Consider the following 23,412-nt stretch of genomic DNA (forward strand, 5'->3'; position numbering starts at 1 on the left):
TTTTGCCAGCTATGATCCGGATGCTTTTTATAAAGAGGTTGCCGAAGTGGTGCATGTCCCGCAGGAAACGGTGCCGGTGGCGAAAAAGGCTCCGGCTGTCCGTCCGTCGTCCTATTCGGGCAATTCGCTGTCCAACTACATTGACAAATTTGAAGCAAACAATCCTTTTGCCGGTGGCGGCCGTCATAGCTTCGTGCTCAAATTGGCTTCGGCCTTGAACAGTGCGGGGTTCGACGAAAATGAAGTGATGGCCGAATGCCTGCGCCGTTATGTGGAACCGGACTTTGCGGAGAAGGAAATCCGGGGCATCGTCGCAGACGTGTACCGCCGTTACCGCTCGTCGCACGGCAGCAATCCCTGGTGCCCTCCGACGGCTTCCACTGGACAAAAGAGTCTCACGAGTGTCACGAGTCTCACCCCCATTTCTGAAAATCCGACTACAAAGGGGGAGTCGCCTCTAGGCTTTGATATTGATCCGGATGAAGTCGGTTTACCTCACTTCGACAGGGTGGTGATCGACCGTTTTCCCGGACTGCTTTCGGACGTCCTGAAGGTGGCTGCCGACGATCGGGAATACGACCTGATGCTCCTCTCTTCGCTGACCGTGCTCAGTACCGTCATGCCGGGTGTCAGCGGCATGTTGAAGAAGCAACTTTACAAGCCTCCTTTCTATACATTAATTATAGGACCTTCCGGAAGCGGTAAGGGATGTATCAATGTTGTCCGTAAGCTGGCCGATCCCTGGCAAGACTACATCTTCGATATTTCGAAAGCGATGGTGAAGGAATACGAGGAGCAAAAAGAATTGTCGGACAATTATAAGGCGCAGGTACGTGCCGCGAAAGGAAAGAAGCCGGTAGGACTTCCTCCGGAAGAGCCGGTGCCGGTCTGTCAGAAACGTTTGCATATGAGTGGTTACACGACAACGGCGCGTATGATCGAGCAGTTGGATGTGAACAGTCCTTATGCTTCGTTTTTGTACGAGACAGAACTCGAATCGGTAAACAATACGATTATGCAGGACTTCGGAGGGTATAGCTATGTGTTGAACCAGGCTTTCCAACATGAACGGATCGGCTGTTCATCGAAAACCAACGGGACTTCTTTTATTGAGTTCCCCGAATTGGGTTTTCTGGCAACGGGCACCCCTGGCATGTTGTTGAAGCTGATCCCTTCGACCGAGAGCGGCCTTTATAGCCGTCTGCTGATTTACCGTATAACCGGCCGTGCCGATTATCAACCGCTTACATCGGTCGACGATACGATGTGCAGCGTGCGTTATTTTGAAAGGCTGGGGCAACGGGTGCTTGATATGGCGGTGCATCTGGAGAAGTCTCCGACCTTCGTTGTCTTTTCTGATAAGCAGCGTAAAAGGCTTGACCGTTACTTTGAACGTGAATATAATAATGTACGCGTATTCGGGAACGATGATGTTGCTTCGGTTGTGTTGCGCCATCGCTTGATTATCTTCCGTATAGCGATGACACTGACGGGAATCCGCAAGGGTGAAACGAAGAGTACGGCGGAAGAAATCGAGATTTTGGATGACGATTTCGATATCGCTTTCCATATTGGGACCCGCTGCCTGAGTCATTCGTTGCTGGTGAGCACGTCGTTGAAGCATAGCGATACGGATCAGCGTCATAAGTTGCCGGATGCGCAGGTCGACCTGTTCGATGTGATGCCGGATGAGTTTAAGACGTCGGATATAATCGATGAGGCCGGTGTCCGGGGAATTAGCCGTTCGAGTGTGTTCCGTATGTTGAAAAAAGCACAGGAATACAGCCTTGTCGTTTTAGTATCAACCGGTTACTATCGCAAGACAGAAAAAGGCAAAAATGTCAAAAAATGAAAAATGGGGGTGAGACTCGTGACACTCGTGAGACTCATTAACATTTCACCGACCTAAAACGACCTTTTTTGAAACGGATAGTTATCGCCCCGAAAACGAGTAGGCATCGGACTTCTGACGGATAAGCACCCGTTGGAAGGGTATTGAAGAAAACAGTTTATTCTACTGGGTTCGAAAAGTGCTTGTAAATTATGATTATTAATAGTTAGAGAAGTAGAAAAGACTGACTAAAAAAAAGGTTCCTTTTTTCTAGTCACGTTTTTTCTCTTCTTTTGCTTTCGTATAAAAAAGGATGAATTTTGTACTAACTTCGTTATTGTATTGATAAGAAAGGATATAGAAAAGAAAAAAATATTTGGAAAAAGATTGGAGGTTCAAAAGAATGTCGTAATTTTGCTGGCGAGAAAAAAGGAACGTTTAAACTCGTCATTTAACAATTTGTGACATTTCGACGTGTCCTCTGTACAGACTTTTATAACACTATTATTAATATTAAATTTATTGATTATGAACAAAAAGTTTTTTACTTTGATGGCTGCCGCCTTGGTGACCGGATCAGTAGCTGCACAGACTTATGATGCAGGTACAGATTTTGAGTATCGCCTGGGTACTACCGGCTATACAAACATCGTTGGTTCCGGTGCTAATAATCCGGTTCTGAATCCTGGCGCTAATCCTCTTGCAACTATTACTGGTGCTGAGTGGAACAAAAATGTCAACAAAATTAACTCTGATTACTGGTATCAGTTAGAAGTTAATGATCCTTCTACTGATGCTGCGGACGTTTTGATTCAGGAACGCGACGAACTGACTGGTAAAATCTATTTACGTGTTGTTGAAAAAACTGTAGCTGCTAAAGCTCCTCTGACTGCTTCTTTGTGGAAGATCGAATACAGCAAAGAAGATGGTGTAAGTGGCGGTTATTTTTCTTTCGTAAATAAAGAAACCGGCTATAAGCTGTCTTTCGATCAGCTTTTGGCAACCAGTGGTAATGTAGAAGCTCTGAGCAAAGGTATTTCTGATTGGAGTTGGTATATCAATAATGATAACGGAACAACTGCATTGGGTTGGACTCCGCTGTATTCTGTTTATACAAATGCTGCTGGCAAAAAGCAGGTAATGTATTTGGATAAAGCTACAGCTACTACAGAAAACAATGCAATCAATACTGCATTAGCTACTAACGGTTATAACTGTCAGACTTCTGCTAGTGCTCCTGTTGCTGCAACATCGTTGGTCGCTGTTAAGATTGGTGATGTTCCGGCTAATATTTCTACTTTGAATGCTCTGGAAATCAAGCCAGTTATGGCTGCTCCTTTCTTCATGACTAAAGAAGATTTCAACAATCGTTTGGATTCAGACGGTGACGGAAGTTTCAAATTTACAGTTGAAGAAACAAATGTAGTTGGTGAAGACGTTTTGGAACAAGAATTTGTTGCAGTAGACGGTTTAGTAGATGATCCTGCAACAGCTTTTAGCGATGCTAAGTATGCTAACTTCAATTTGTCATTCCAGGCTGGCGCAAATTATTTGCAGATCAGCACAGAACGCTACGAAGAAAATAAACTTCCGAGTGTATCTCCTAGCGTGAAAGTGATCGCTGCTGCTGCTCCGACAGGTAGTGATTATCTGAAAGCTCGTGCCATGTTCCGTGCTACTTACTTCCCGACACAAGACAGTTTGTTCATTGAACCGCTGAATGCTGGTATCATGACTGATAAGGAATATAATGATGGAACAGCATTTGCATCATGTGCTGCTGCAACTAGCTTTACTAAAAAAGGTAATAACGGCGAGCTTACATCTGCTAACTCTGTTATTAATGAAAGTGTAGGGGATTACAAAGAGAACTCAGTATCTTTCACAACTGTGAAATTGGAAGATGGTAGCAAGGTTATTACTGTAGCTCCGGCTTCAAAAGACGGTTTTGCTGTTGCAACTTCTATCGAACAGGCATTCTCTTATCTGCAACGTGCAGAATTTGCTTCTAATCTTTATACTATTAAAGATGGTAGCGAATATATCGTATGCAACTTCGCCGGTGACATGCAACTGGATGTTCCGACAGAAAATCAGAACTACAACAATATGCCTGCAACTATGTGGACTATTGAGAAAAAAGGTAACGAACAGGTAATCGTTAAGAACCGTGAATTCGGTGTTCCGACTGTATTCGAAGGTCAGCTTTATGTAAAAGATGGCAAATATTTCGCTATCGATAAAAACTATACAGGTTTTACTGCTGTTAAATTGAATAATCGTGAAGCATATGATATTGCTCCTGTAACTGCTGAAAATGCATTGACAAGTGCAGATCATGGTTACTATAACGCAGGTGACAAATTGTTAGTTAACAAATTCACTTTCGAATTCAACGATAATCTGGTTGACGATCACTTCCTGAACCTGACTGAAGGTAACTTCTTCGTTCCTACTAAGGGTGTAAATAGCTATTACGAATTCTATGAAGCAGGTACTGTAACATTTGGAAGTAAAGTTGCTGATCTTCCTGCTTTGTCAAGAAAAGCATATACTGTAAAGGTATTGGATGAAACATTGATCGACAACGACAAAACTTGGATTTATCAGGTTGTTGAAAACGGCAAGCCGACTTACTACAAAGCAATGACTGAAGCTGAAGGTACAGCTGCGGGTCTGGAAAAAGCACGTTTCTTCTTCAAATCAGACGAAATAATGGGTGAAGCTGAAACTGAAACATATGTATTGATCAAAACAGACGGTACTACTGCTAACGCTGCTATCAGCCAGGCTTCTTTGGAATCTACTTCTAAATTGGCTTACGATGACTTAAATAACATTCCTAGCGAACCGAGTTCAACATTTGCTATCGCTTTGGCTGATGTGAAATTGTATCGTGATCTGACAGCTGACAAGACTGTTAAGTTCTTCTTGAAGAGAGGTGCTGCTAACGAATATCTGTATGAAGGAAATGGAAATGAAACGTTTGGATTCCTTGGATTAACATCTGAAGGTGTTCACCAGGCTGAAGGTTACAATCCTTCAATGGCTTCATTCAAAGTTTCTGATCATGCTGGAATTATGCCTGAGTTCTTGTTCGCTGTAGATACAGCTACTGTAGCTGATGGTTACTGGTGTGATATTCATGGTTACGAAGTAACAGATCCTTGTGGACATGCTGATCCTTATAAAGGTTATATGACAGGTCGCTTCCTGATCAATATGAAAAATTATGGTAAGGATTACAAATTTGAAAGCTATGATCGTTTGGGCTTCGTAGAAGGTATTTATCAGGGTGGTAAACTTTATATCCTGTCTAACGATCCTTTGAAACAAGATGTTACTCTTGCAAGCCTGAAGGTTGCTGAAGAAAAAGGTGGTGTTATCGATCCTGCTAAGTTAGCTAAATTGACTCCTGTAGCATTAGACTCACCTTATACATTCTCTTTGCGTCTGATCAACAGAGGTGACGAAGAAAACTTCTTCATCGAATCTGAACGTGCAGCAGCAGGTTCATTCACAGGTGGATGGATTAAAGTACAGAACGGTTGCCCGGTTATTGCACGTCACATTGCAACAAGCGGTTCTTCTGAAGATCATGAAGGAACTAATGGTTCTATCGACGAAATCATGCGTGATGCTCAGATCTTCACATTGTCTGAAGGTAATGACGTACCTACTTCAAATGATGCAATCGAAGCTGTTTCAGCTGTTAAGGTTGTAACTGTAGAAGGCGGTGTTCAGGTATTGAACGCAGCAGGTAAGACTGTAACAGTTGCTAATGTATTAGGTCAGACTGTAGCTAGTACAGTTGTTTCTTCTGATAACGCTACAATCTCTGCTCCTGCAGGTGTAGTAATCGTTACAGTTGAAGGCGAAGCTGCTGTTAAAGCTATTGTAAAATAAGATTCATATAGGGAGGCGTACTAAGCTGCGTCTCTCTTATAAGAAATATTTATAATCAAAATAATTCTAAATTTACCGCGAGGTGATATCGAACTCCAATTACCCTGTGACAGGCGAACAAGCGGTAAATATTAATACTAAAGTAATGAAATAAAGTTCTTCTGTTCTACCTCTGTGAAGAGTGAAAACAGACACAAACAAAGCCCGACGGAACGATCCGCCGGGCTTTCGTTGGTTAATAAACTTACTTTGTAACTTTAAAAGCGACGTTAATTATTCTATTCCGAAATAAAAGCATTATCTTTGCACCATAATATAGATTATGCTATGGCTAAACCAATTAAAGAAACTCCGGTTTTGACAGGGAAAGATGCTAAACATTTTTCTGAAAAGATTGCCAATATAAAACCAGAGTCTAAAGAGGAAAAGGAAGCTGCAAAAAATGCTTTCGAGAAATTCAAGGCCATTGCTTCATTTACTTTGTAGAAGATGGCTTTTGAAGATTTTAATTTTATACTGCTAAAGGTAGATACAGAGATAAAACCGTTTAAGTGCAAGGATGAGGACTTAAACGGTTTTTTATTGGATGATGCCCGAAAATATTTGGTCGACCTGATGGCGGTAACCTATTTGCTAGAAGATTTATCTACAAATAAAACTGTTGCTTATTTCAGTTGATTGAATGATAAAATATCGTCTGATCCGGAACAAAACTCAGTATGGAATAAGTTGAGCCGACGCATACCTAATCCTAAAAGGCGAAAACATTATCCAGCGGTAAAGATTGGACGATTGGCAGTGTCCCTTGAATATGCGCAACAAGGTTTGGGAAAAGATATTATACGTTTTATCAAATATTTATTCACTCATGGGAATCGGACGGGGTGTCGGTTTATTACAGTGGATGCATATAAGGATGCTATTGTTTTCTATCAAAAGTCAGGTTTTGATTTTATTACTGAGAAGGATAAGAATGACGAAACTCGTTTAATGTTTTATGATTTAAAGCGTTTTGTGAGCGAGTAGCCATTTTTTACGCCATCGCTATCGCCAGCACGCTTACCCGTACTCCCGGGATCGTCAGCAGTGCTTCGGCACATGCTCCGATGGTCGATCCGGTGGTGATGACGTCGTCGATAAGGAGGATGTGTTTTCCTGCCAGGACTTCGCGGTCGACGACAGAGAAAATATTCTGCATATTCAGCCAACGGTCGTAAGTCTGTTTGTGCGTCTGTGTTTCTGTCTCTTTTGTGCGTCGGAGGCTGGTGGTGTCGATCGGGAGTTTCAAAAGGGTGTTGAGGCCGCGGGCGATCCATTCGGACTGGTTGTAGCCGCGCTGTTTCCGCTTTTTGGGATGGAGCGGGACGGGGAGGAGAAGGTCCGGGCGGTCTGACAGGATCGCTTTTTGATACCTCAGGCCGGCCATACGTCCCAGGCGGAAACCGATCTCACGGTTGTCGTGGTATTTCAGGGAATGGATAAGCTGTTGCACATGGCCGCCTTTTTCGTAATGCAGGAAAGCGGCTGCATGGTAAACCGGGACTTTTCCGCCGAACAGGTAGGTGGCGGGGTTCTCTTCCAGAAAATTGTGTCCTGTACGGGGCAGGTCGCAAAGACATTTCAGGCAGATATGCTCTTCCCCTCCGACGAGAGGCGTCTGGCACAGCATGCAGAGTTTAGGAAAAAAGAGGTGCAGCAGGTCATTAAAAATCTTCCTCATAATCGTTCCCGTTGAATAATTGTTTCAGACAACGGGATGCTTCCCGGCTTTCAAAGCCACGGCTGGCAGCAAAACGGAGGAGTTTGATGTAGATATCCCGTTCGTCCTTGCCTTTGGTCGATTTCTTTTTCGCCTTCAGCAATGATTGGAGGATATCGGCATATTCTTTTTCGTCTATCCCTTCCAGCGCTTCCGAACGGATGGGGGCAGGGATATTCCTTTTTTGAAGTTCGTATGCGATTTTGATGCGTCCCCATTTGTTGAAACGCAGTTTGTCGTTTACGAAATAACGGGCGAAACGATGTTCGTCAATGAATTTTTCCTGGAGCAGACGTGCAATGATTCGCTCGCCTTCCTCTTGGGAGAGGCCGGCGGCTTTAATCTTTTTTTGTACATCCTGGATGCAGCGTTCGGCAGTCGAGCAGTAAGCGGCTGCGCGGCGTAGCATTTCGGGTTCGGTTATCTGTTCCATGTCTGTGCCTTTACGAAGCGGTCTTTACCCGATAGGTCCTGTATCAGTTCCACATTCTTGAATTCCATCATGCGCAGCATATTTACCACGGCTTCGCCCATCTGTGCGTTGATCTCGAAATAGAGGTAGCCTTTCTTTTTCAGTTTCTGTTCGGCAAAGCGGGCGATGTTATTGTAAAACAACAACGGGTTGTCGTCGGGTACGAACAGTGCTAGCGAAGGTTCGTAATCGAGCACGTTTTTCTCCATTTCCGCTTTTTCCTTCTCCATGACATAGGGAGGGTTGCTGACGATGACATCGAATTCATCTTCTATGGAATCGGCCGTTTTGGATGGCTGGAGGATATCTTTTTCGTAGAAAGTCAACTGTACGCGGTTGATCCCGGCATTTCTTTTGGCTATTTTCAACGCCTCCGGAGAGATGTCGAGTGCTGAAACCTGTGCTTTCTTCAGTAATCTCCTTAAAGTAATGGCAATACAGCCGCTACCGGTACCTACGTCCAGAATGTCAATACTCTTTTTGGCATAATCGTGTACGATCAATTCCACCAATTCTTCCGTTTCCGGACGGGGGATCAGCACTGACGGGTTCACTAGAAACTCAAATCCGTAAAAGTCTGTTTTACCGAAAATATATTGGATCGGCTCATATTTTACCAATCGTTCTACGATATTATAAATCTGTGTCTTCTCCTTCTCAGATAATTCTTTATCTTTGCAGAGTAAGAATTGGTGCGGCTGAATATCGCAAACGCGTTCCATTATCAAACGAATGAATGCTTTAATTTCACTTGGCGGATAATAATCTTTGAGCGTATTTTGTATATAGGCGACAGTCCCAGTCATATCAATTTAATTTTAATGCAAAAGTAATGCAAAAACCATTTATAAGCAAAGAAAATGGTCGAGGTTGAGAATAAATATATGGCTCGTTGTATTTCACTAGCCCGTGGCGGAGCGGGCAATGTGGCACCGAATCCGATGGTTGGAGCCGTGATCGTGCATCAGGGTAAAATTATCGGAGAAGGCTATCACCGGAAATATGGCGAAGCGCATGCCGAGGTGAATGCAATCGCTTCGGTTCGTGATGAGTCTTTGTTGAAAGAGGCTACGATATACGTTAGCCTGGAACCCTGTTCGCACTATGGGAAGACACCTCCCTGTGCGGAGTTGATCATAAAAAAGCGGATACCGCGTGTGGTGATCGGGTGTCTGGATCCGTTTCCGGAAGTGTCGGGAAGAGGGGTGCGGATGCTGCGTGAAGCAGGTGTGGAAGTGGTAACCGGTGTGATGGAAAAGGAAGCCTGGGAGTTGAACCGGGTGTTTATGACTTTTCAGGAAAAGCGGCGGCCTTACATTTATTTGAAATGGGCGCAGAGTGCGGATGGTTTTATGGACCGCGGGCGGACGGATAATACTTCACCGGCTGTCGTATTGTCTTCACCGGAGACGATGCGCAGGGTGCATTCTTTGCGGGCGAATGTGGCGGCTATCATGGTCGGGACGCAGACGGCTTTCCTGGATAACCCTTCGTTAACGGTACGGCATTGGGCTGGAAACTCACCTGTCAGGGTGGTGCTCGACCGGACTTTACGTATTCCCTCGCATTATCATTTGTTGGACAGTACGGTGAAAACACTGGTCTTTACCGCTGGAAAAGCGGAAAACCGGGAGAATGTGGAGTACGTCACCCTCGATTTTTCACAGTCAGTCTTGCCGCAGGTGATGCACGAATTGTATATCCGTAAATTAAATTCGTTGATGGTGGAAGGGGGAGCTGTGCTTCTTGAGCATTTTCTGGAGGAGAATTTATGGGATCAGATATTTGTTGAAACAGCCCCTGTCAATCTGGAATCGGGTGTAAAAGTGCCGGATCTGAACAGGGTGGCATCTTTGTCGTTAACGGACGTGAAAAAAGTTCAGAACCACGTAATCACTGTTTTTTCACGGAAAAATCAGTGAGCGAAGTAGTTTAACGGAACTAAAATATTATAAATATTAGCCGATATTGGGAATAAAGCAAAAAATGTTTCTACTTTTGTGGCTTTATATGCAACAAACTTATTTTTGGATGAAAAATAGAATAGTACTATTTGTAGCGGGATGTATTGCATTGTTTCTGTTTTCTTGTCTGAATTCAGACGATCAGGAGTATGAGATACCTAAGGATTGTCAGATAACGGCATTCTCTGTGGATCATGATTCAATCCTGGGTGGAAAGTTGGATACAGTGAAGTTTGTGATCGATCAGGTAAACGGACGTATTTTTAACCCGGACTCCCTGCCGTTTGGCACAGAGATCGAGAAAGTTGTTTGTACAGTGTCTGTAGCAACGGGCACCTATACTATCGAAGTGACTCAGGATGCTTTGCCTGACTCTACTTTTTACTGGAATAGGGAAGACTCTTTGGATTTCTCCAAACCCGTTAAATTTGTGACTGCCGCATACGACGGTATTACAAAGAAAACGTATATCGCTCAGGTAAATGTTCATCAGATGGTGCCTGATTCCATGAGTTGGGAACTGTATGATTCTAGCGTTTTAGGATTCCCGGTGAAAGAACAAAAAGTGGTTACATGGGGGGAAGAGAATAATGAATATTATTATATGTACGCACAGGGAACTGATGCAAGCAAAGGATATTCATTATACAGTTCTTCTGTTTCCGATTCAAAAAGCTGGACGGAAATGACATTGAACGGTCTGCCGGCTGGTGAGGTTCGTCTTTCTCAGATGACTGAGTATGATGACGCTTTATTTGTGCCTACAACCAAAGGGGCGCTCTATTGCTCTGTTAACGGACAGGACTGGACGCTTGTAGATCAAACACCGTCTGTAAATGCATTGTTGGGAGCAATTAATAACGAAATAGGTTTAGGTCAGACTTCGTTCCTGTCTGCAATCGTAGAAGAGAACGGTACACGGAGCTTTGCTTTTATGGATAAGGATATGAAATGGACAACCGGTGATGTTGTTCCTGATGAATTCCCAGTAAGTGGTTTTGGTTCTTTGGCTTCTTATTCAAGTAGTAGCAAGCAAAACAGTTTGACTGTGGTTGCCGGAAAAGACAAGAACGGTAAATTGCAGAATTCAGCCTGGGGCACCATGAATGGTAAACAGTGGGTTTTGCTGACCGATATAGAATCTGATTATTTCGATAAGAGAGAAGGTGTAATGCTTTCTGCTTATGATGATAAGTTCTGCCTGATAGGTGGTATCGGTGAATCGAATAAAGCGTTTAAAGATATTTATTTCTCCATAGACAGAGGTGTGACATGGACATTGTCGGACACGCTGACTGTGATGCCGGAAGATTATAAAGCGAGAGGTTTTGCTTCCGTTTTAGTGGATAAAGAGAATTTTATGCTAATTTTCGGCGGTAAAGAGAATAATAATGCAAATGATCTGGACCAGATCTGGAAAGGCCGTATAAACCGTTTAGGTTTTAAGGATTGAGAAAGTTCGTGGAGGAAAGTATAATTTTAGGAAGAATTTAGCGTTAGAAAAAGAGGTGTAGAACATAACAGCATTGCATATGACTTCAACTTTTTTTCAACGGATTCTTATACTGATACTGATGGCCGGCTCATTTACCGGTCTCCACGCACAGGAATATAAATATGAAATAGGCGGAATGGCCGGTGGCGCTTTCTATATGGGAGATGCCAACAAGAATGCTTTCTTTAAAGGAATGAATCCGGCAGTGGGAGCAGTATTCCGTTATAATGCCAACTTCAGATGGGCTTTCAAAGGCAATCTGATGTGGGGACAGGTTTCAGGCAGCACGGAAGGACTGGAAAATGTTTTTCCGGACAATGCGCAGGCATCGTTCAGCCGTAGCCTGGTAGAACTGGGCGGACAGATGGAGTTTAACTTCTTTCCGTACAGTGATAAATTTGCTTATGCAGGGGCGAAGCGCTTCACTCCTTATGTATTCTTGGGATTAGGAATTACATACGGAACAGGTAATGAAGCGTTTTTCGGACCGAATATCCCGTTAGGGGTAGGCGTAAAGTATAAGATCAAGAACAGGATTAACCTGGGATGCGAGTTCTCGTTCCGTAAATTGTTCGGAGATAAATTCGATGTTACGAACGGGGATAATGCAATACTGGATAATCCGTATCAGATAAGTGGCAGTTTCTTGAAGAACAAAGATTGGTATTCATTTTTACTGCTATCTGTTACCTGGGACTTTGGTCCGCGTAACAGGCCATGTAATAGTATAAACAGCAACAGTACGTTTAGATACTGAGAAACACTATGTCATTGATAGAGGAAATAGACAAAGATCGCTTGCCGCAACATGTGGCGATTATTATGGATGGAAACGGACGTTGGGCCAAAGCGCAAGGGAAAGACCGGAGCTATGGACACCAGGAGGGCGTTGTTTCCGTGCGTAGAGTGGTAGAGGCGGCAACGACGATTGGACTGAAGTACCTGACAGTGTACACATTTTCGACAGAAAACTGGAACCGGCCTGAAGCGGAGGTGAAGGCGTTGATGAGTCTGCTTGTCTCCGCCATCCATCGCGAAACTCCGGATCTGATGAAAAATAATGTACGTCTGATGGCGATCGGTAATTTGGACCGTCTGCCGGAGGATGCGCATGCAACGTTGCTGGATTGTATAAAACAAACTTCTGCCAATACGGGAACTACCCTGGTATTGGCTCTTAGTTATTCTTCCCGCTGGGAAATAACAGAAGCTGTCAGACAGCTCGCCGTTCAAGTACTGGAAAAGAAAATAAACCCCAACGATATAACCGAGACAGTGGTCTCGGACCACCTGACGACCAAAGGCATTCCCGATCCGGATCTGCTGATTCGAACCGGAGGAGAAAAACGCATCAGTAACTTTCTGCTGTGGCAATGTTCGTATGCGGAGTTCTACTTTACCGATGTTTTTTGGCCGGCATTCAGAGAAGAAGAGTTGTATGAAGCTATATTGTATTACCAGCAACGTGAACGCCGTTTCGGTAAGACAAGTGAGCAATTAATCTTATAAACAATAGCTGTTATATGTACAAAAGAATAGTGCTGTTTTTTATTTTCCTAGGTTTTGCCTGCGGAGCATTTGCCCAGGAAAGTGACACTACCCAGGTTGAAGTATCGGCAGAAGTGCCGGTCATTAATTATTCGTCGACGCCGAAGCGGTATAAGATTGCCGATATTAAGGTGACGGGTATTAAGAATTATGATGATTTCGTGTTAATCGGTTTCTCCGGATTATCGGTAGGTGACGTGGTCACTATCCCCGACGCCGGAGGTGAGATTACAACAGCGGTAAAGCGTTTTTGGAAACACGGATTGTTCTCGGATGTAAAAATCCTGGCAACCAAGATTGAAGGTGACCAAGTCTGGCTGGAAATTCAGTTGAAACAACGTCCCCGTATATCGGAAGTAAATTATCATGGTATCAAGAAAGGAGAGAGGGAAGACCTTGAAGCCAAGTTGGGTTTGAAGAAAGGTTTTCAGGTAACTCCCAACCTGATGGACCGTGCAAAGATCGTTATTCAGAAGTTCTTTGACGGCAAAGGTTTTAAGAATGTAGACGTTGATATTGTACAGCGTGACGACTTGTCGAAAGAAGGCGAGGTGATCGTTGATATTAATATCGATAAGAACGAAAAGACAAAGATCCATCGTATTTACTTCGAAGGTAATGAAGCTCTATCAGCAAGGGACCTGAAGAAGGCGATGAAGAAGACGAATGAAAAGTTCAGTCTTCCGAACGACTGGAAAACCAGTATCCTGGAAGCATTCAGTACAAAGAAGTTTACTACTGAAGAATACGAGAATGATAAAAATAATATTATCGCTAAGTACAACGAACACGGTTATCGTGATGCAGTGCTGCTATCGGACAGTGTTGTCAACTTTAATGAAAAGAAAGTCGACATCTACCTGAAGGTTGAAGAAGGTGATAAATATTATCTGAAAGATATCCGTTTCGTGGGTAATACGCAGTATGCATCTGACTTTTTGGAATCAATCCTGGGAATGAAACCGGGAGAGGTGTATAACCAGAAGAAGTTGAATGAACGTTTGACGACAGACGAAGATGCGGTTTCCAATGTGTATTATAATAATGGTTATATCTTCTTCAGTGCCGATCCGGTAGAAGTGGATGTGGATAACGACTCTATCTCTTTGGAAGTACGTATCCAGGAAGGCCCGCAGGCTACCATCAACCGTGTAATCATTAATGGTAACGACCGTTTGTATGAAGATATCGTACGTCGTGAGCTTCGTACCAAGCCAGGTATGTTGTTCAGCCGTGAAGACTTGATGCGTTCCGTTCGTGAAATTGCCCAGATGGGACATTTCGACCCGGAAAATATGGAGCCGAAGCCGATACCTGATCCGGAGAACGGAACAGTGGATATCCAATATAACCTGACATCGAAGGCGAACGACCAGATTGAGTTCTCTGCCGGTTGGGGACAAACAGGTGTGATCGGTAAGTTGAGTCTGAAGTTTACGAACTTCTCCATGAAGAACTTCCTGAATCCGAAAACTTATAAAGGTATTATCCCACAGGGGGAAGGCCAGACATTGACATTGAGTGGACAAACTAACGGTCGCTACTATCAGGCTTATAGTATTTCATTTATGGACCCGTGGTTCGGCGGAAGACGTCCGAATACTCTTTCTGTAAGTGCTTATTTCTCCAAACAGACTGATATCAGTAGTAACTACTATAATAACAGCATGTCGAATTATTACGGTGGCTATCCTTATTATGGAAATAGCATGTATGGCGGTTACTACGGTAACTATGGCGGTTATTATAATAATAACTATGAATTGGCATACGACCCGGATAAATCGATTATGATGTTCGGTCTTTCTGCCGGTTATGGTAAGCGTCTGAACTGGCCGGATGACTACTTCCAGTTTATGGCTACATTGAATTATCAGATGTATATCATGCATGACTGGGCATACTTCTTGGTGCAGAACGGTACTTGCCACAATGTAAACCTGGAATTGATGTTGCAGCGTAACTCTATCGACAACCCGTTGTATACTCGTAGCGGTTCGCAGTTCTCTATGTCAGTCAGTGCTACTCCTCCTTATTCTTTATGGGACGGAAAGGACTATGCTAATATGTCGGACGATAATCCTGATAAGTTTAAGTTTATCGAGTATCATAAATGGAAGTTCAAAGCAAAGATCTTCTCTCCGTTGGCTCCGAGAGCGATCAAACGTACACCGGTATTGATGACACGTGTTGAATACGGATTCCTGGGATCTTATAATAAGCACAAACGTTCTCCGTTTGAAACATTCTATATGGGTGGTGACGGTATGAGCGGATACTCCAGTACGTATGCAACTGAAACGATTGGTTTGAGAGGTTACGAAAACGGTAGTATTGCCGGTAATGGTGGATATAACTCTTATGGTTATGCCTACTCTCGTCTGGCAATGGAATTACGTTATCCGTTCCTGTTGGAACCGTCTTCTACGATTTACGGTCTTGTATTTGCTGAAGCAGGTAATGCATGGCGAGATTTGAAGAGCTTTAATCCGTTTGACTTGAAACGTTCTGCCGGTGTTGGTGTACGTATCTTCTTGCCGATGATCGGTTTGATGGGTATCGACTGGGCGTATGGTTTCGACAAGGTGGATGGTGCTCGTAGTGCAGGTGGAAGCAACTTCCACTTCATCATCGGACAGGAGTTCTAATAATAAACAATGGATTAATTTAAAATTAACAATTCATCGTCAAGCGTTAACCATAATTCGTTGGAACAAAGTAAACCCTCTGCTATATTTGCAGTCAGAGAGTGAAACTATAAAAAGAAAGCGTATGAAGAAGATTATTGTTTTGAGTTGTATGATGCTCTTTTGCTCTTTTGCCGGTATGGCACAAAAGTTTGCCTTGATAGATATGGAGTATATACTAAAAAATATTCCGGCTTATGAGATGACGAACGAACAGCTGAGCCAGGTATCGAAGAAGTGGCAGAATGAGGTGGAAGCTATCCAGCAGGAAGCACAAAACATGTATAAGACCTATCAGAGTGATTTGGTATTCCTTTCTGCCGAGATGAAAACGAAGCGTGAAGAGGAGATTGTGAAGAAGGAACAGGAAGCACAGGACCTGAAACGTCAGTATTTCGGACCGGAAGGCGAGTTGTACAAGAAGCGTGAAAGCCTGATGAAACCTATCCAGGATGAAATCTATAATGCCGTAAAAGAGATTTCGGAAGACAAGGGGTATCAACTCGTTGTTGACCGTGCTTCGGCGATGAGTATTATTTTTGCTTCTCCGAAGATAGATATCAGCAATGAAGTGCTGTTAAAGTTAGGATATTCAAAATAAATGCTTACATTTGTGCGCTTTATGCACAAAATAACATGATTGATTAATAACAATAATATTTTATAGAAAATGAAGAAACTGATTATTTTTTTGTTGATGATCCTCCCGTTAGGAGTTTTTGCTCAGGAAGCAAAGGTGGCAATTGTTAATTCGCAGGAAATTATGATGGCTATGCCGGAAATAGCAGCTATGCAGGAAACAATGAAGCAGATGAATGACAAATATGCGGGTGAGATGAAGACGATGGAGGATGAATTCCAAAAGAAATATACAGATTATATCGCTCAGCAGGATTCAATGACTGAAAATATCAAACTGAGAAGAACACAGGAATTGGAAGATATTCGTCAGCGTGTTGAAAACTTTACACAGGTTGCGCAACAGGATATGAATAAAAAACAGCAGGAACTGTTGGCTCCGATTCAGGATAAGCTCAGAAATGCTATCAAAGCTGTAGGTGATGAAAAAGGCTATGCTTATATCATCGATAACAATCCTGGTATCGTTCTTTATACCGGCAATGCTGCAATCGATGCTACTCCGTTGGTAAAAGCTAAATTAGGTTTGAAATAATAGATTCTAATTAGAGATATAACAAAGGATGCCTTTCTATGGAGGGCATCCTTTGTTGTATTATATAAAGAAGGAAGAAATATGTTTTCACAAAAAGCAGGACCTATCGGGATTTTTGACTCCGGCTATGGTGGATTGACAGTCTTTGATAAGATCCGCCAGGCAATGCCTGAGTATGACTATATTTATCTGGGCGATAATGCACGTACACCTTATGGACCACGTTCATTTGAGGTGGTTTACCGTTTCACCCGCCAGGCTGTAATGAAATTGTTTTCCGAGGGGTGTCAGTTGGTGATTCTGGCGTGTAATACGGCATCGGCAAAAGCCCTGCGTACCATTCAGCAGCGTGATCTGCCGGACTGGGATCCGGCCCGCCGTGTGTTGGGAGTGATTCGTCCGACGGTGGAAATGATGGATCAGGTCAGCACTACAAAGCATATAGGTATCCTGGGGACAGCCGGAACAATATCTTCACATTCCTATTCACTGGAGATTGAGAAAATGTTTCCCCATATCACTGTGACGGGAGAGTCCTGTCCGATGTGGGTTCCATTAGTTGAGAACAATGAGTTCGATTCTCCCGGAGCGGATTATTTTGTACAAAAACATCTGGATCATATTCTGTCGGTCGATCCCCGGATAGATACACTGGTACTAGGGTGCACGCATTATCCGCTTTTAATCGGCAAAATCAGGCAGTATTTGCCGCAAGGGGTAACTGTCTTTGCGCAGGGAGAATACGTGACAGAGAGCCTGAAAGACTATTTAAACAGGCATCCGGAAATGGACCGCCGGCTTACGCGTGGCGGAGAATGCCGTTTCCTGACTACAGAGTCTGCCGCGAAATTCTCGGAGGCAGCCTCAGTCTTTCTGAATGATCCGATAGAAGTGGAGCAGATATCTATTGATTAAAAAAGAATCCGATGAAGTGGCCGAAGCATATATTCCTGTTAGCGGTACTGTTTGTTTGTGCCTGTGCTGATGCGGAAGAACTGGATACCTATCTGCGCAATAAAGGACTGGTCGATATCTCTGCACTGGATTCTACCATTCGTGTACAACTGGTTTATGCAACTCCCGATAATTTTATAGGGGAAGCCGTTTATTCCGGAATCACGCGTGCCTGGCTTCATCCGGATGCCGCCGGGAAACTTATCGCGGCTCAACGGCTATTGAAAAAAGAAAATCCCGACCTTACGCTGGTTGTTTATGATGCGGCCCGCCCAATGTCTGTACAACGTAAAATGTGGGCACTTGTTCGCGGAACCGATAAGGTGAATTATGTCAGCAATCCGGCTAACGGCGGCGGATTGCATAATTATGGAATGGCAGTAGATGTAACTATCTTTGATAAGACAGGCGCTCCCCTTCCTATGGGAACGCCATTCGATTTCTTTGGCGAAGAGGCTCATACGAATAATGAAGAGGCTTTATTGGATGCCGGGAAAATAGATTGCACAGCCTATGATAACCGACGTTTGCTTCGCCGGATCATGAGAAATGCCGGGTTCCACATCATTCCTTATGAATGGTGGCATTTCAATGCTTGCAGCCGGGCAGAAGCCCGGCTAAGCTATCCTGTTTTGGATTAGTTGATGTTCTTACCGAAAGGAGTCAGGGCAAGGGCTGCCATCTTGAAATGTTGCCTTCCCCAGGGGATACCGATGATGGTGATACACAGCAGTAACCCGAATCCCAGGTGTGTCAGGCAGATCCAGAAACCTCCGAGTATGATCCATAGAATGTTCATGATAATGCAGAGGCAACCTCCGGAATTGCCATTATCCGTAACCGTGCTACCAAAAGGCCACAAAGCCAGCAGAGCCAGTTTCAATGTCTGTAGTCCGAATGGAATGCCGATGATCGTAACCATTAGCAGGAGGCTTGAAACCAGATATTCAATACTGGTGATCAGTCCGCCGAATATTAACCAGATGATATTACCTAAAAATTTCATACTTGCGTGATTTATAGTTCCTACAAATGTAGCATAATTCTACTTAAAAGCAATAGTTATCGGAGTTGAAACCGATAGGCACCGCTTCATCTGCGGGTAGGCATCCGTTTGAAACCTTCCTGTCCGGCGATTTATTCCGTTATCAGAAGTGTATCGGCAACTTCTATATGCCGTGTTTGCATGCTGTCCAATTCGGCAAGTACCTGTTGTTTTACGATAGCAAAACTGTCGCGAAGTTCCGCTTTGACAGGCAATGAAGGAGGTGCCTCCATGTTCAGGGGATTTATCGGCTGGCCGTTTTTGTGTACACGGAAATCGAGATGGGGACCAGTCGAGAGACCGGTAGAACCCACATAAGCGATCACTTCACCTTGCTGCACATGACTGCCCACCTGTATGCCTTTGGCAAACTTACTGAGATGCATATAAGTAGTGGTATATACGGAGTTGTGTTTTACTTTCAGGAAATTTCCGCCGCCATTCTGGTATCCTTTGGCAATAACGGTTCCGGCTCCGATGCTTTTAACCGGGGTACCGACCGGTGCTGCATAATCAACCCCGTGGTGAGCGCGATAACGTTTCAGAATCGGATGGAAACGGGCATTCGTAAAGCGTGACGTGATACGGAAGATATCCAGCGGGGCTTTCAGGAATGCTTTACGCAAACTGTTCCCGTCCTGGTCGAAGTATTCGAATACGCTGTCCTGGGTAAAGGGGATGGCTACGAAGTCTTTTCCCTGATGAGTAAAAATTGCTCCCTGGATACCGCTTATATTCAGTGCAGTTGTGTCGTCGATATAAGCAATATCATAGAGGACACGGAAAGAATCCCCCTCTTTTACATCATAAAAGTCTATTTGCCAGGCAAAGACATCGGCTATATTGATTGCCAACAACGGGTTTACGCCTTTCGATTGTAATACGTTCCATAAGGAGGAATTGATTGTTCCTTCTACGTACTGGCGTTTTAAAGTAATAGGCTTGTTAAACTCGTAGGCACTGATCGTATCGCCGGTAAAGTCGATCACTGCGTAATCGGTTTTCGATTTAGCAAAAGCAATGTAGCGTATCTGTGCAGTGCTGTCTTGCATGGAGAAGGTATAATAATGCATACCCGCCTGTAGCTTTGTAGGGTCCAGAACTTCTTTGGACGATCTGCTGATACTGTCAGCCATTAAGGCAGAGAAACCGAGGTTAGAGAAGATTGCAGCCGGATTATCACCGTTTTTCATCTTATACTCTTTCAGGTCGAGTGTATCGATACAGATACCGTATTGATATACGCGTTGGAGGCTGTCGATCCATTCGCTGTCAACTTCTTCTTCGCATTGTTTGGGGGTGTTTTTGCAGGAGATACCTACTATGAACAGTAAAATCAAAATAGGTGCAATGCCTGATCTCTTCATTATATCCTCATTTATAGTTTGTTCGTCGGGTGCAAACTTACGGAAAATAATGTAAAGCATCAGGCGCATGGAAGTAGCGTAGAAGGGAAGATTTGTTAATATTGACTAAATAGAATATCTTTGGGGAACAATTTGGACGGATTTGGCGTCTTATCCTTGTAAGTGATATAACAAATAGTATAGATTATGAAAAGAGTGATTTTTTATGTATTGATGCTCCCGATGGTACTTGGGATGATGATTTCTTGTTCTGAAGCCAAAACAGACGCAAAGAAACTGGAAGGTAAATGGAATGTGGTGGAAGTAAAAGGCGAAAAGATTCTGAAAGAAGGACTGCCCTATATGGAATTCGATATGGCTCAGAATAAATTGCATGGCAATGCCGGTTGTAATATGTTCAATACAACCATTACATTAGATGCCAACGATGTTTCTTCGATCACTATTGCACCGGGTGCTGCTACAATGATGGCTTGTCCGGACATGGCAACGGAAGATGCGATCATGAAAGCGATGGGTGATGTGAAAGCGGTTAAAGCCGGTAATTCTGAAAGCGAAATGGCCCTGGTAGACCAGGACGGCAACGTATTGCTTGTTTTATCTAAAAATTAAACCGTATGAAGAAGTATTTATATCTCTGCCTGGCAGTTGTGGGGATAGCCGTATTTGCTTCCTGTAAATCACAAAAAGCCGTGGTGGCTTCCTATTCAGACCTGAATGGCGAATGGAGTGTAGTGGAACTGAACGGTAAGAAACTTGATCCGGCAGACAGCAAACAGCTTATTGTCATTGATGTTGCCCGTAACCATTTGTCGGGGAATGCCGGTTGTAACCGGATGAACGGCAATATCGAATATTCGGAAGCACGGAAAAACATCATTAAGTTTCCGCAAGTCGCCACAACGCGCATGGCGTGTCCTGATCTGAAAGGCGAGCAGGAGTTTCTGGAAGCTCTGAATAAAGTCGTTCGTTTTGAGGCGGAAGGAAATGTAAAACCCGTGAATACGATTGCTTTTTACGGGACCGATAATGGAAAGCTGATGGTTATCGAAAAGAAGAAATAGTTTGACAACAGGAATGGCAGTTAATTTGGATTAAACGAGTTGTTGTGTAAAGGGAATATATTATCTTTATGATAGATATTAATCTTTTAATACAATTACGTTATGAAAGCTATTTTGACTTTTTTAGTGGCTTTATTGCCATTGTGTGGATTTGCAAATCCTGTTGAAGCTGAACCTTTAGATGTTATTCTTTCTAATTCTTTGTCTCAGGGAATGCATGATGTAAATTATCCTATGCAATATGATGGGAGAGATATTAATGTTCGTGTTATTTGGGAAGTTGGAAATGATGGTCAAATTTATCAAGCACTAGGAGGAGTTGCCGGTGATTATTTGTTTACAGCAAAAGATGAATGTACTTTTGATGCATCAGGAATAGTGTATTTGACGGTATATTTAAACGATACAAAGAATAAAAAGAAAATAGTGATAACAGGTTCTGTTGACGCAAATGATCTCTATTCTGTACATTTTGAAATCATAGATCATGGTAGTGGTGTTTGGCCATGGCCATTTGAGTAGAGTATAAAAGTAAAAGAGGTGGTTGTTGAAGGACCACCTCTTTTTGGGTTAAAATTGAACATTCCTGTTTGTCGTTTTTTTACTTCGCCAATAGTATAAAACCAGTATGTTCTTAAAACCACCAATGTTTCTTCTTTTATTTTTCAATAGTAAAGGCGTGATTGCAAAGCTGTACTACTTGTTCGATAGAATTGAAATCAACTTTGCTTTCATCGATGTATTTCTTTAGTTCTTCTTTTTGTTTAGGAAATAGTTTCAGGAATTGTTTTTCAGTGGTGAATCTTTTAAGGCGTTTATTTTTTTCGATATAGAACCTATAATTAATGTTTGTTACGGTTATGTTTTCGGTGTCTAAAGAAGAACTACCAGTACCAGAATGAAGGTTGGATATGACTCCCACCGAGGCAGTTTCTGTTTTTCCTCCATAAGGTAAATTTTTTGTTTTTCGAGCGTAACCATTATATTGAACTAATATTTTAGGATCAATTTGCAAGACTTCAGCCATTTCATCTCCTGTTATTGGAAGAAAAGCCCGGTCGCCGACTTTAACGGAAATAACAAGTTCCGGATCGGAAAATTCTTTTTTCTTTTTATCCTTATCTATAAAAATGAAATTACTTTCAAGTAAATTATAATTAATAGGTACTTGGAAAGCTCTTCCGTCTTTATAATGTACGATGGCTTCTGTAAATTCAGGGAAAAGGAAGGTTGATTGATTGTTTTGCGAAAAGCATTCAATGGAGCTAAAACAAACGATTAATATGGTTACAAATTGTTTTATCATATATTCATTATTAAATTATTCACAATAAAAACAGATGGAGATGGCCTACAAATAGCCATCCCCATTTGTTTACTCAACCGGCAACTATTTTAATAATTGTACGCGGACTTCATATAATCGTCTGGCCGGTTCTCCTTCCGGACGTCTGGTGATATTAACAACCATATAACGTTGCGGCTTTGAGAAATCTCCCGGTTTTCCCAGTTCCGGAGCATCACCTACTCTTTCTACTTCACAAGCTTTGCTGTTATTCAATAAAAGAGCTACTGATAACTTCGTTGGGTCTACAGGTATACTTGCTTCTTGATATTGACCTTCATTATCGCCCGGGGTACTAAATTTAATATCTTCTCCTTGAAACTCCGATTCCACGAAAACGTGTCCTTTGTTGGGTGTTTTATATGTTGCTCTAGCTGTTGCAAAAACATTGATTACATATAATTTGCCATCAGGTGCACTTGCTTCGTCTTCGGTAGTCAGTTTGTTTTGCACCATAATTTTTTCTCCGGGCTTGATTACCTCTCCCAAAATAGTTACATCAGATCCGGTATTATTGATGTATTCGGTGTTTGATCTGTAATCAAGCCCGATGTTGCTTACCAATAACATATTATCTACCCACTGTTTGTAATTAACCTGATAAACTTTATGGGTGAAGATTTCGCGAGTTTCAACTTTACATAAGTTGGTGCTTAACGAAACGTCTTCATATACATCTGCCGGAACTTCATCATAAACCAGCCCTTTTTGACAACTGGTGAAAAGTGCAGTTCCTAAGATTGTTATAAATAATTTACTAGCTAATTTCATTCTTGTTTTTATTTTATGTGTTTATAAAAA

24 protein-coding genes are annotated in these 23,412 nt (G+C 42.9%); 17 read left to right on the forward strand and 7 right to left on the reverse strand.

All coding sequences use genetic code 11. The features are described from left to right. The 5 genes from DWW91_RS26230 to DWW91_RS28255 all read left to right on the forward strand — a co-directional run. Positions 1–1,852, forward strand: a 1,852-nt coding sequence (locus DWW91_RS26230) for a DUF3987 domain-containing protein (protein WP_233584581.1), incomplete at its 5' end; no start/stop codon positions are given. A gap of 507 nt (positions 1,853–2,359) precedes the next feature. Next, positions 2,360–5,737: a DUF6383 domain-containing protein gene (locus tag DWW91_RS26235; RefSeq protein ID WP_147426569.1), complete on the forward strand. Its 3,378-nt coding sequence runs from the start codon at positions 2,360–2,362 to the stop codon at positions 5,735–5,737. A 327-nt stretch (positions 5,738–6,064) separates the two neighbouring features. Then, complete coding sequence (locus DWW91_RS27920) at positions 6,065–6,223, forward strand: hypothetical protein (RefSeq protein WP_167754488.1); 159 nt, start codon at positions 6,065–6,067, stop codon at positions 6,221–6,223. Between the two features lie 3 nt (positions 6,224–6,226). Continuing rightward, positions 6,227–6,415: a hypothetical protein gene (locus DWW91_RS28250; RefSeq protein ID WP_233584582.1), complete on the forward strand. Its 189-nt coding sequence runs from the start codon at positions 6,227–6,229 to the stop codon at positions 6,413–6,415. Between the two features lie 51 nt (positions 6,416–6,466). Then, positions 6,467–6,763 carry a GNAT family N-acetyltransferase gene (locus DWW91_RS28255; protein WP_367892404.1) on the forward strand — a complete coding sequence of 99 codons (297 nt, stop codon included), beginning with the start codon at positions 6,467–6,469 and terminating at the stop codon, positions 6,761–6,763. A gap of 7 nt (positions 6,764–6,770) precedes the next feature. Here DWW91_RS28255 and DWW91_RS26250 read toward each other — a convergent pair whose 3' ends face one another. Genes DWW91_RS26250 through prmC form a run of 3 tightly spaced genes read right to left on the reverse strand, consistent with a single transcriptional unit; the run spans position 6,771 to position 8,774 of the window. Further along, a complete protein-coding gene (locus tag DWW91_RS26250; protein ID WP_044214798.1) occupies positions 6,771–7,457 on the reverse strand; it encodes a ComF family protein in 687 nt (228 codons plus the stop codon). Beyond that, positions 7,441–7,929, reverse strand: coding sequence for a regulatory protein RecX (locus DWW91_RS26255; protein WP_122329318.1), 489 nt, complete (start codon positions 7,927–7,929; stop codon positions 7,441–7,443). The genes DWW91_RS26250 and DWW91_RS26255 overlap by 17 nt, the downstream gene beginning before the upstream one ends. After that, positions 7,917–8,774, reverse strand: coding sequence for a peptide chain release factor N(5)-glutamine methyltransferase (gene prmC, locus DWW91_RS26260; protein WP_007654963.1), 858 nt, complete (start codon positions 8,772–8,774; stop codon positions 7,917–7,919). The genes DWW91_RS26255 and prmC overlap by 13 nt, the downstream gene beginning before the upstream one ends. 54 nt (positions 8,775–8,828) lie before the next feature. Between prmC and ribD the strand changes: the two genes are divergently transcribed. The 9 genes from ribD (at position 8,829) to DWW91_RS26305 (ending at position 18,431) form a co-directional block, all read left to right on the forward strand. Further along, positions 8,829–9,890: a bifunctional diaminohydroxyphosphoribosylaminopyrimidine deaminase/5-amino-6-(5-phosphoribosylamino)uracil reductase RibD gene (ribD, locus tag DWW91_RS26265; protein ID WP_122329319.1), complete on the forward strand. Its 1,062-nt coding sequence runs from the start codon at positions 8,829–8,831 to the stop codon at positions 9,888–9,890. Positions 9,891–9,954: 64 nt separating this feature from the next. Further along, positions 9,955–11,385: a DUF6242 domain-containing protein gene (locus tag DWW91_RS26270; protein ID WP_199722633.1), complete on the forward strand. Its 1,431-nt coding sequence runs from the start codon at positions 9,955–9,957 to the stop codon at positions 11,383–11,385. Between the two features lie 79 nt (positions 11,386–11,464). Then, positions 11,465–12,184: a DUF6089 family protein gene (locus DWW91_RS26275; protein WP_010801969.1), complete on the forward strand. Its 720-nt coding sequence runs from the start codon at positions 11,465–11,467 to the stop codon at positions 12,182–12,184. Positions 12,185–12,192: 8 nt separating this feature from the next. Continuing rightward, on the forward strand, positions 12,193–12,936 hold the full coding sequence (locus DWW91_RS26280; RefSeq protein WP_010801970.1) for an isoprenyl transferase: 744 nt from the start codon (positions 12,193–12,195) through the stop codon (positions 12,934–12,936). 14 nt (positions 12,937–12,950) lie between these two features. After that, the gene (gene bamA / locus DWW91_RS26285; protein WP_010801971.1) at positions 12,951–15,623 is read left to right on the forward strand and encodes an outer membrane protein assembly factor BamA; all 2,673 of its coding nucleotides are present in this window, start codon (positions 12,951–12,953) and stop codon (positions 15,621–15,623) included. A 124-nt stretch (positions 15,624–15,747) separates the two neighbouring features. Further along, complete coding sequence (locus tag DWW91_RS26290; protein ID WP_122329321.1) at positions 15,748–16,263, forward strand: OmpH family outer membrane protein; 516 nt, start codon at positions 15,748–15,750, stop codon at positions 16,261–16,263. Positions 16,264–16,332: 69 nt separating this feature from the next. Further along, complete coding sequence (locus tag DWW91_RS26295; RefSeq protein WP_007654948.1) at positions 16,333–16,836, forward strand: OmpH family outer membrane protein; 504 nt, start codon at positions 16,333–16,335, stop codon at positions 16,834–16,836. An 81-nt stretch (positions 16,837–16,917) separates the two neighbouring features. Further along, positions 16,918–17,751, forward strand: coding sequence for a glutamate racemase (gene murI / locus DWW91_RS26300; RefSeq protein WP_122329322.1), 834 nt, complete (start codon positions 16,918–16,920; stop codon positions 17,749–17,751). 11 nt (positions 17,752–17,762) lie between these two features. Continuing rightward, positions 17,763–18,431 carry a M15 family metallopeptidase gene (locus DWW91_RS26305; protein WP_122329323.1) on the forward strand — a complete coding sequence of 223 codons (669 nt, stop codon included), beginning with the start codon at positions 17,763–17,765 and terminating at the stop codon, positions 18,429–18,431. Here the strand turns inward: DWW91_RS26305 and DWW91_RS26310 are convergent. Together DWW91_RS26310 and DWW91_RS26315 are read right to left on the reverse strand one after the other, a co-directional pair. Next, positions 18,428–18,796 carry a YccF domain-containing protein gene (locus DWW91_RS26310; protein WP_007654943.1) on the reverse strand — a complete coding sequence of 123 codons (369 nt, stop codon included), beginning with the start codon at positions 18,794–18,796 and terminating at the stop codon, positions 18,428–18,430. The genes DWW91_RS26305 and DWW91_RS26310 overlap by 4 nt on opposite strands. Before the next feature lie 131 nt (positions 18,797–18,927). Continuing rightward, entirely contained in the window at positions 18,928–20,202 is a 1,275-nt protein-coding gene (locus DWW91_RS26315) for a peptidoglycan DD-metalloendopeptidase family protein (RefSeq protein ID WP_007654941.1), read from the reverse strand. Between the two features lie 186 nt (positions 20,203–20,388). On the opposite strand from DWW91_RS26315, the gene DWW91_RS26320 reads away from it, so the two are divergent. The 3 genes from DWW91_RS26320 (at position 20,389) to DWW91_RS26330 (ending at position 21,788) form a co-directional block, all read left to right on the forward strand. After that, the gene (locus DWW91_RS26320; RefSeq protein ID WP_007654939.1) at positions 20,389–20,814 is read left to right on the forward strand and encodes an META domain-containing protein; all 426 of its coding nucleotides are present in this window, start codon (positions 20,389–20,391) and stop codon (positions 20,812–20,814) included. Between the two features lie 5 nt (positions 20,815–20,819). Continuing rightward, complete coding sequence (locus DWW91_RS26325) at positions 20,820–21,266, forward strand: META domain-containing protein (RefSeq protein WP_122329324.1); 447 nt, start codon at positions 20,820–20,822, stop codon at positions 21,264–21,266. Positions 21,267–21,368: 102 nt separating this feature from the next. Further along, positions 21,369–21,788, forward strand: a complete 420-nt coding sequence (locus DWW91_RS26330) for a hypothetical protein (RefSeq protein ID WP_122329325.1) — start codon at positions 21,369–21,371, stop codon at positions 21,786–21,788. 136 nt (positions 21,789–21,924) lie between these two features. On the opposite strand, the gene DWW91_RS26335 is transcribed toward DWW91_RS26330, so the two are convergent. Together DWW91_RS26335 and DWW91_RS26340 are read right to left on the reverse strand one after the other, a co-directional pair. Beyond that, on the reverse strand, positions 21,925–22,572 hold the full coding sequence (locus DWW91_RS26335; protein WP_233584583.1) for a hypothetical protein: 648 nt from the start codon (positions 22,570–22,572) through the stop codon (positions 21,925–21,927). An 84-nt stretch (positions 22,573–22,656) separates the two neighbouring features. Further along, on the reverse strand, positions 22,657–23,382 hold the full coding sequence (locus DWW91_RS26340; protein WP_122329326.1) for a hypothetical protein: 726 nt from the start codon (positions 23,380–23,382) through the stop codon (positions 22,657–22,659). Positions 23,383–23,412 lie beyond the last annotated feature (30 nt).

This window comes from Parabacteroides sp. AF17-3, assembly GCF_003635445.1.
In the GTDB taxonomy this organism is placed as follows: Bacteria; Bacteroidota; Bacteroidia; order Bacteroidales; family Tannerellaceae; genus Parabacteroides; species Parabacteroides goldsteinii.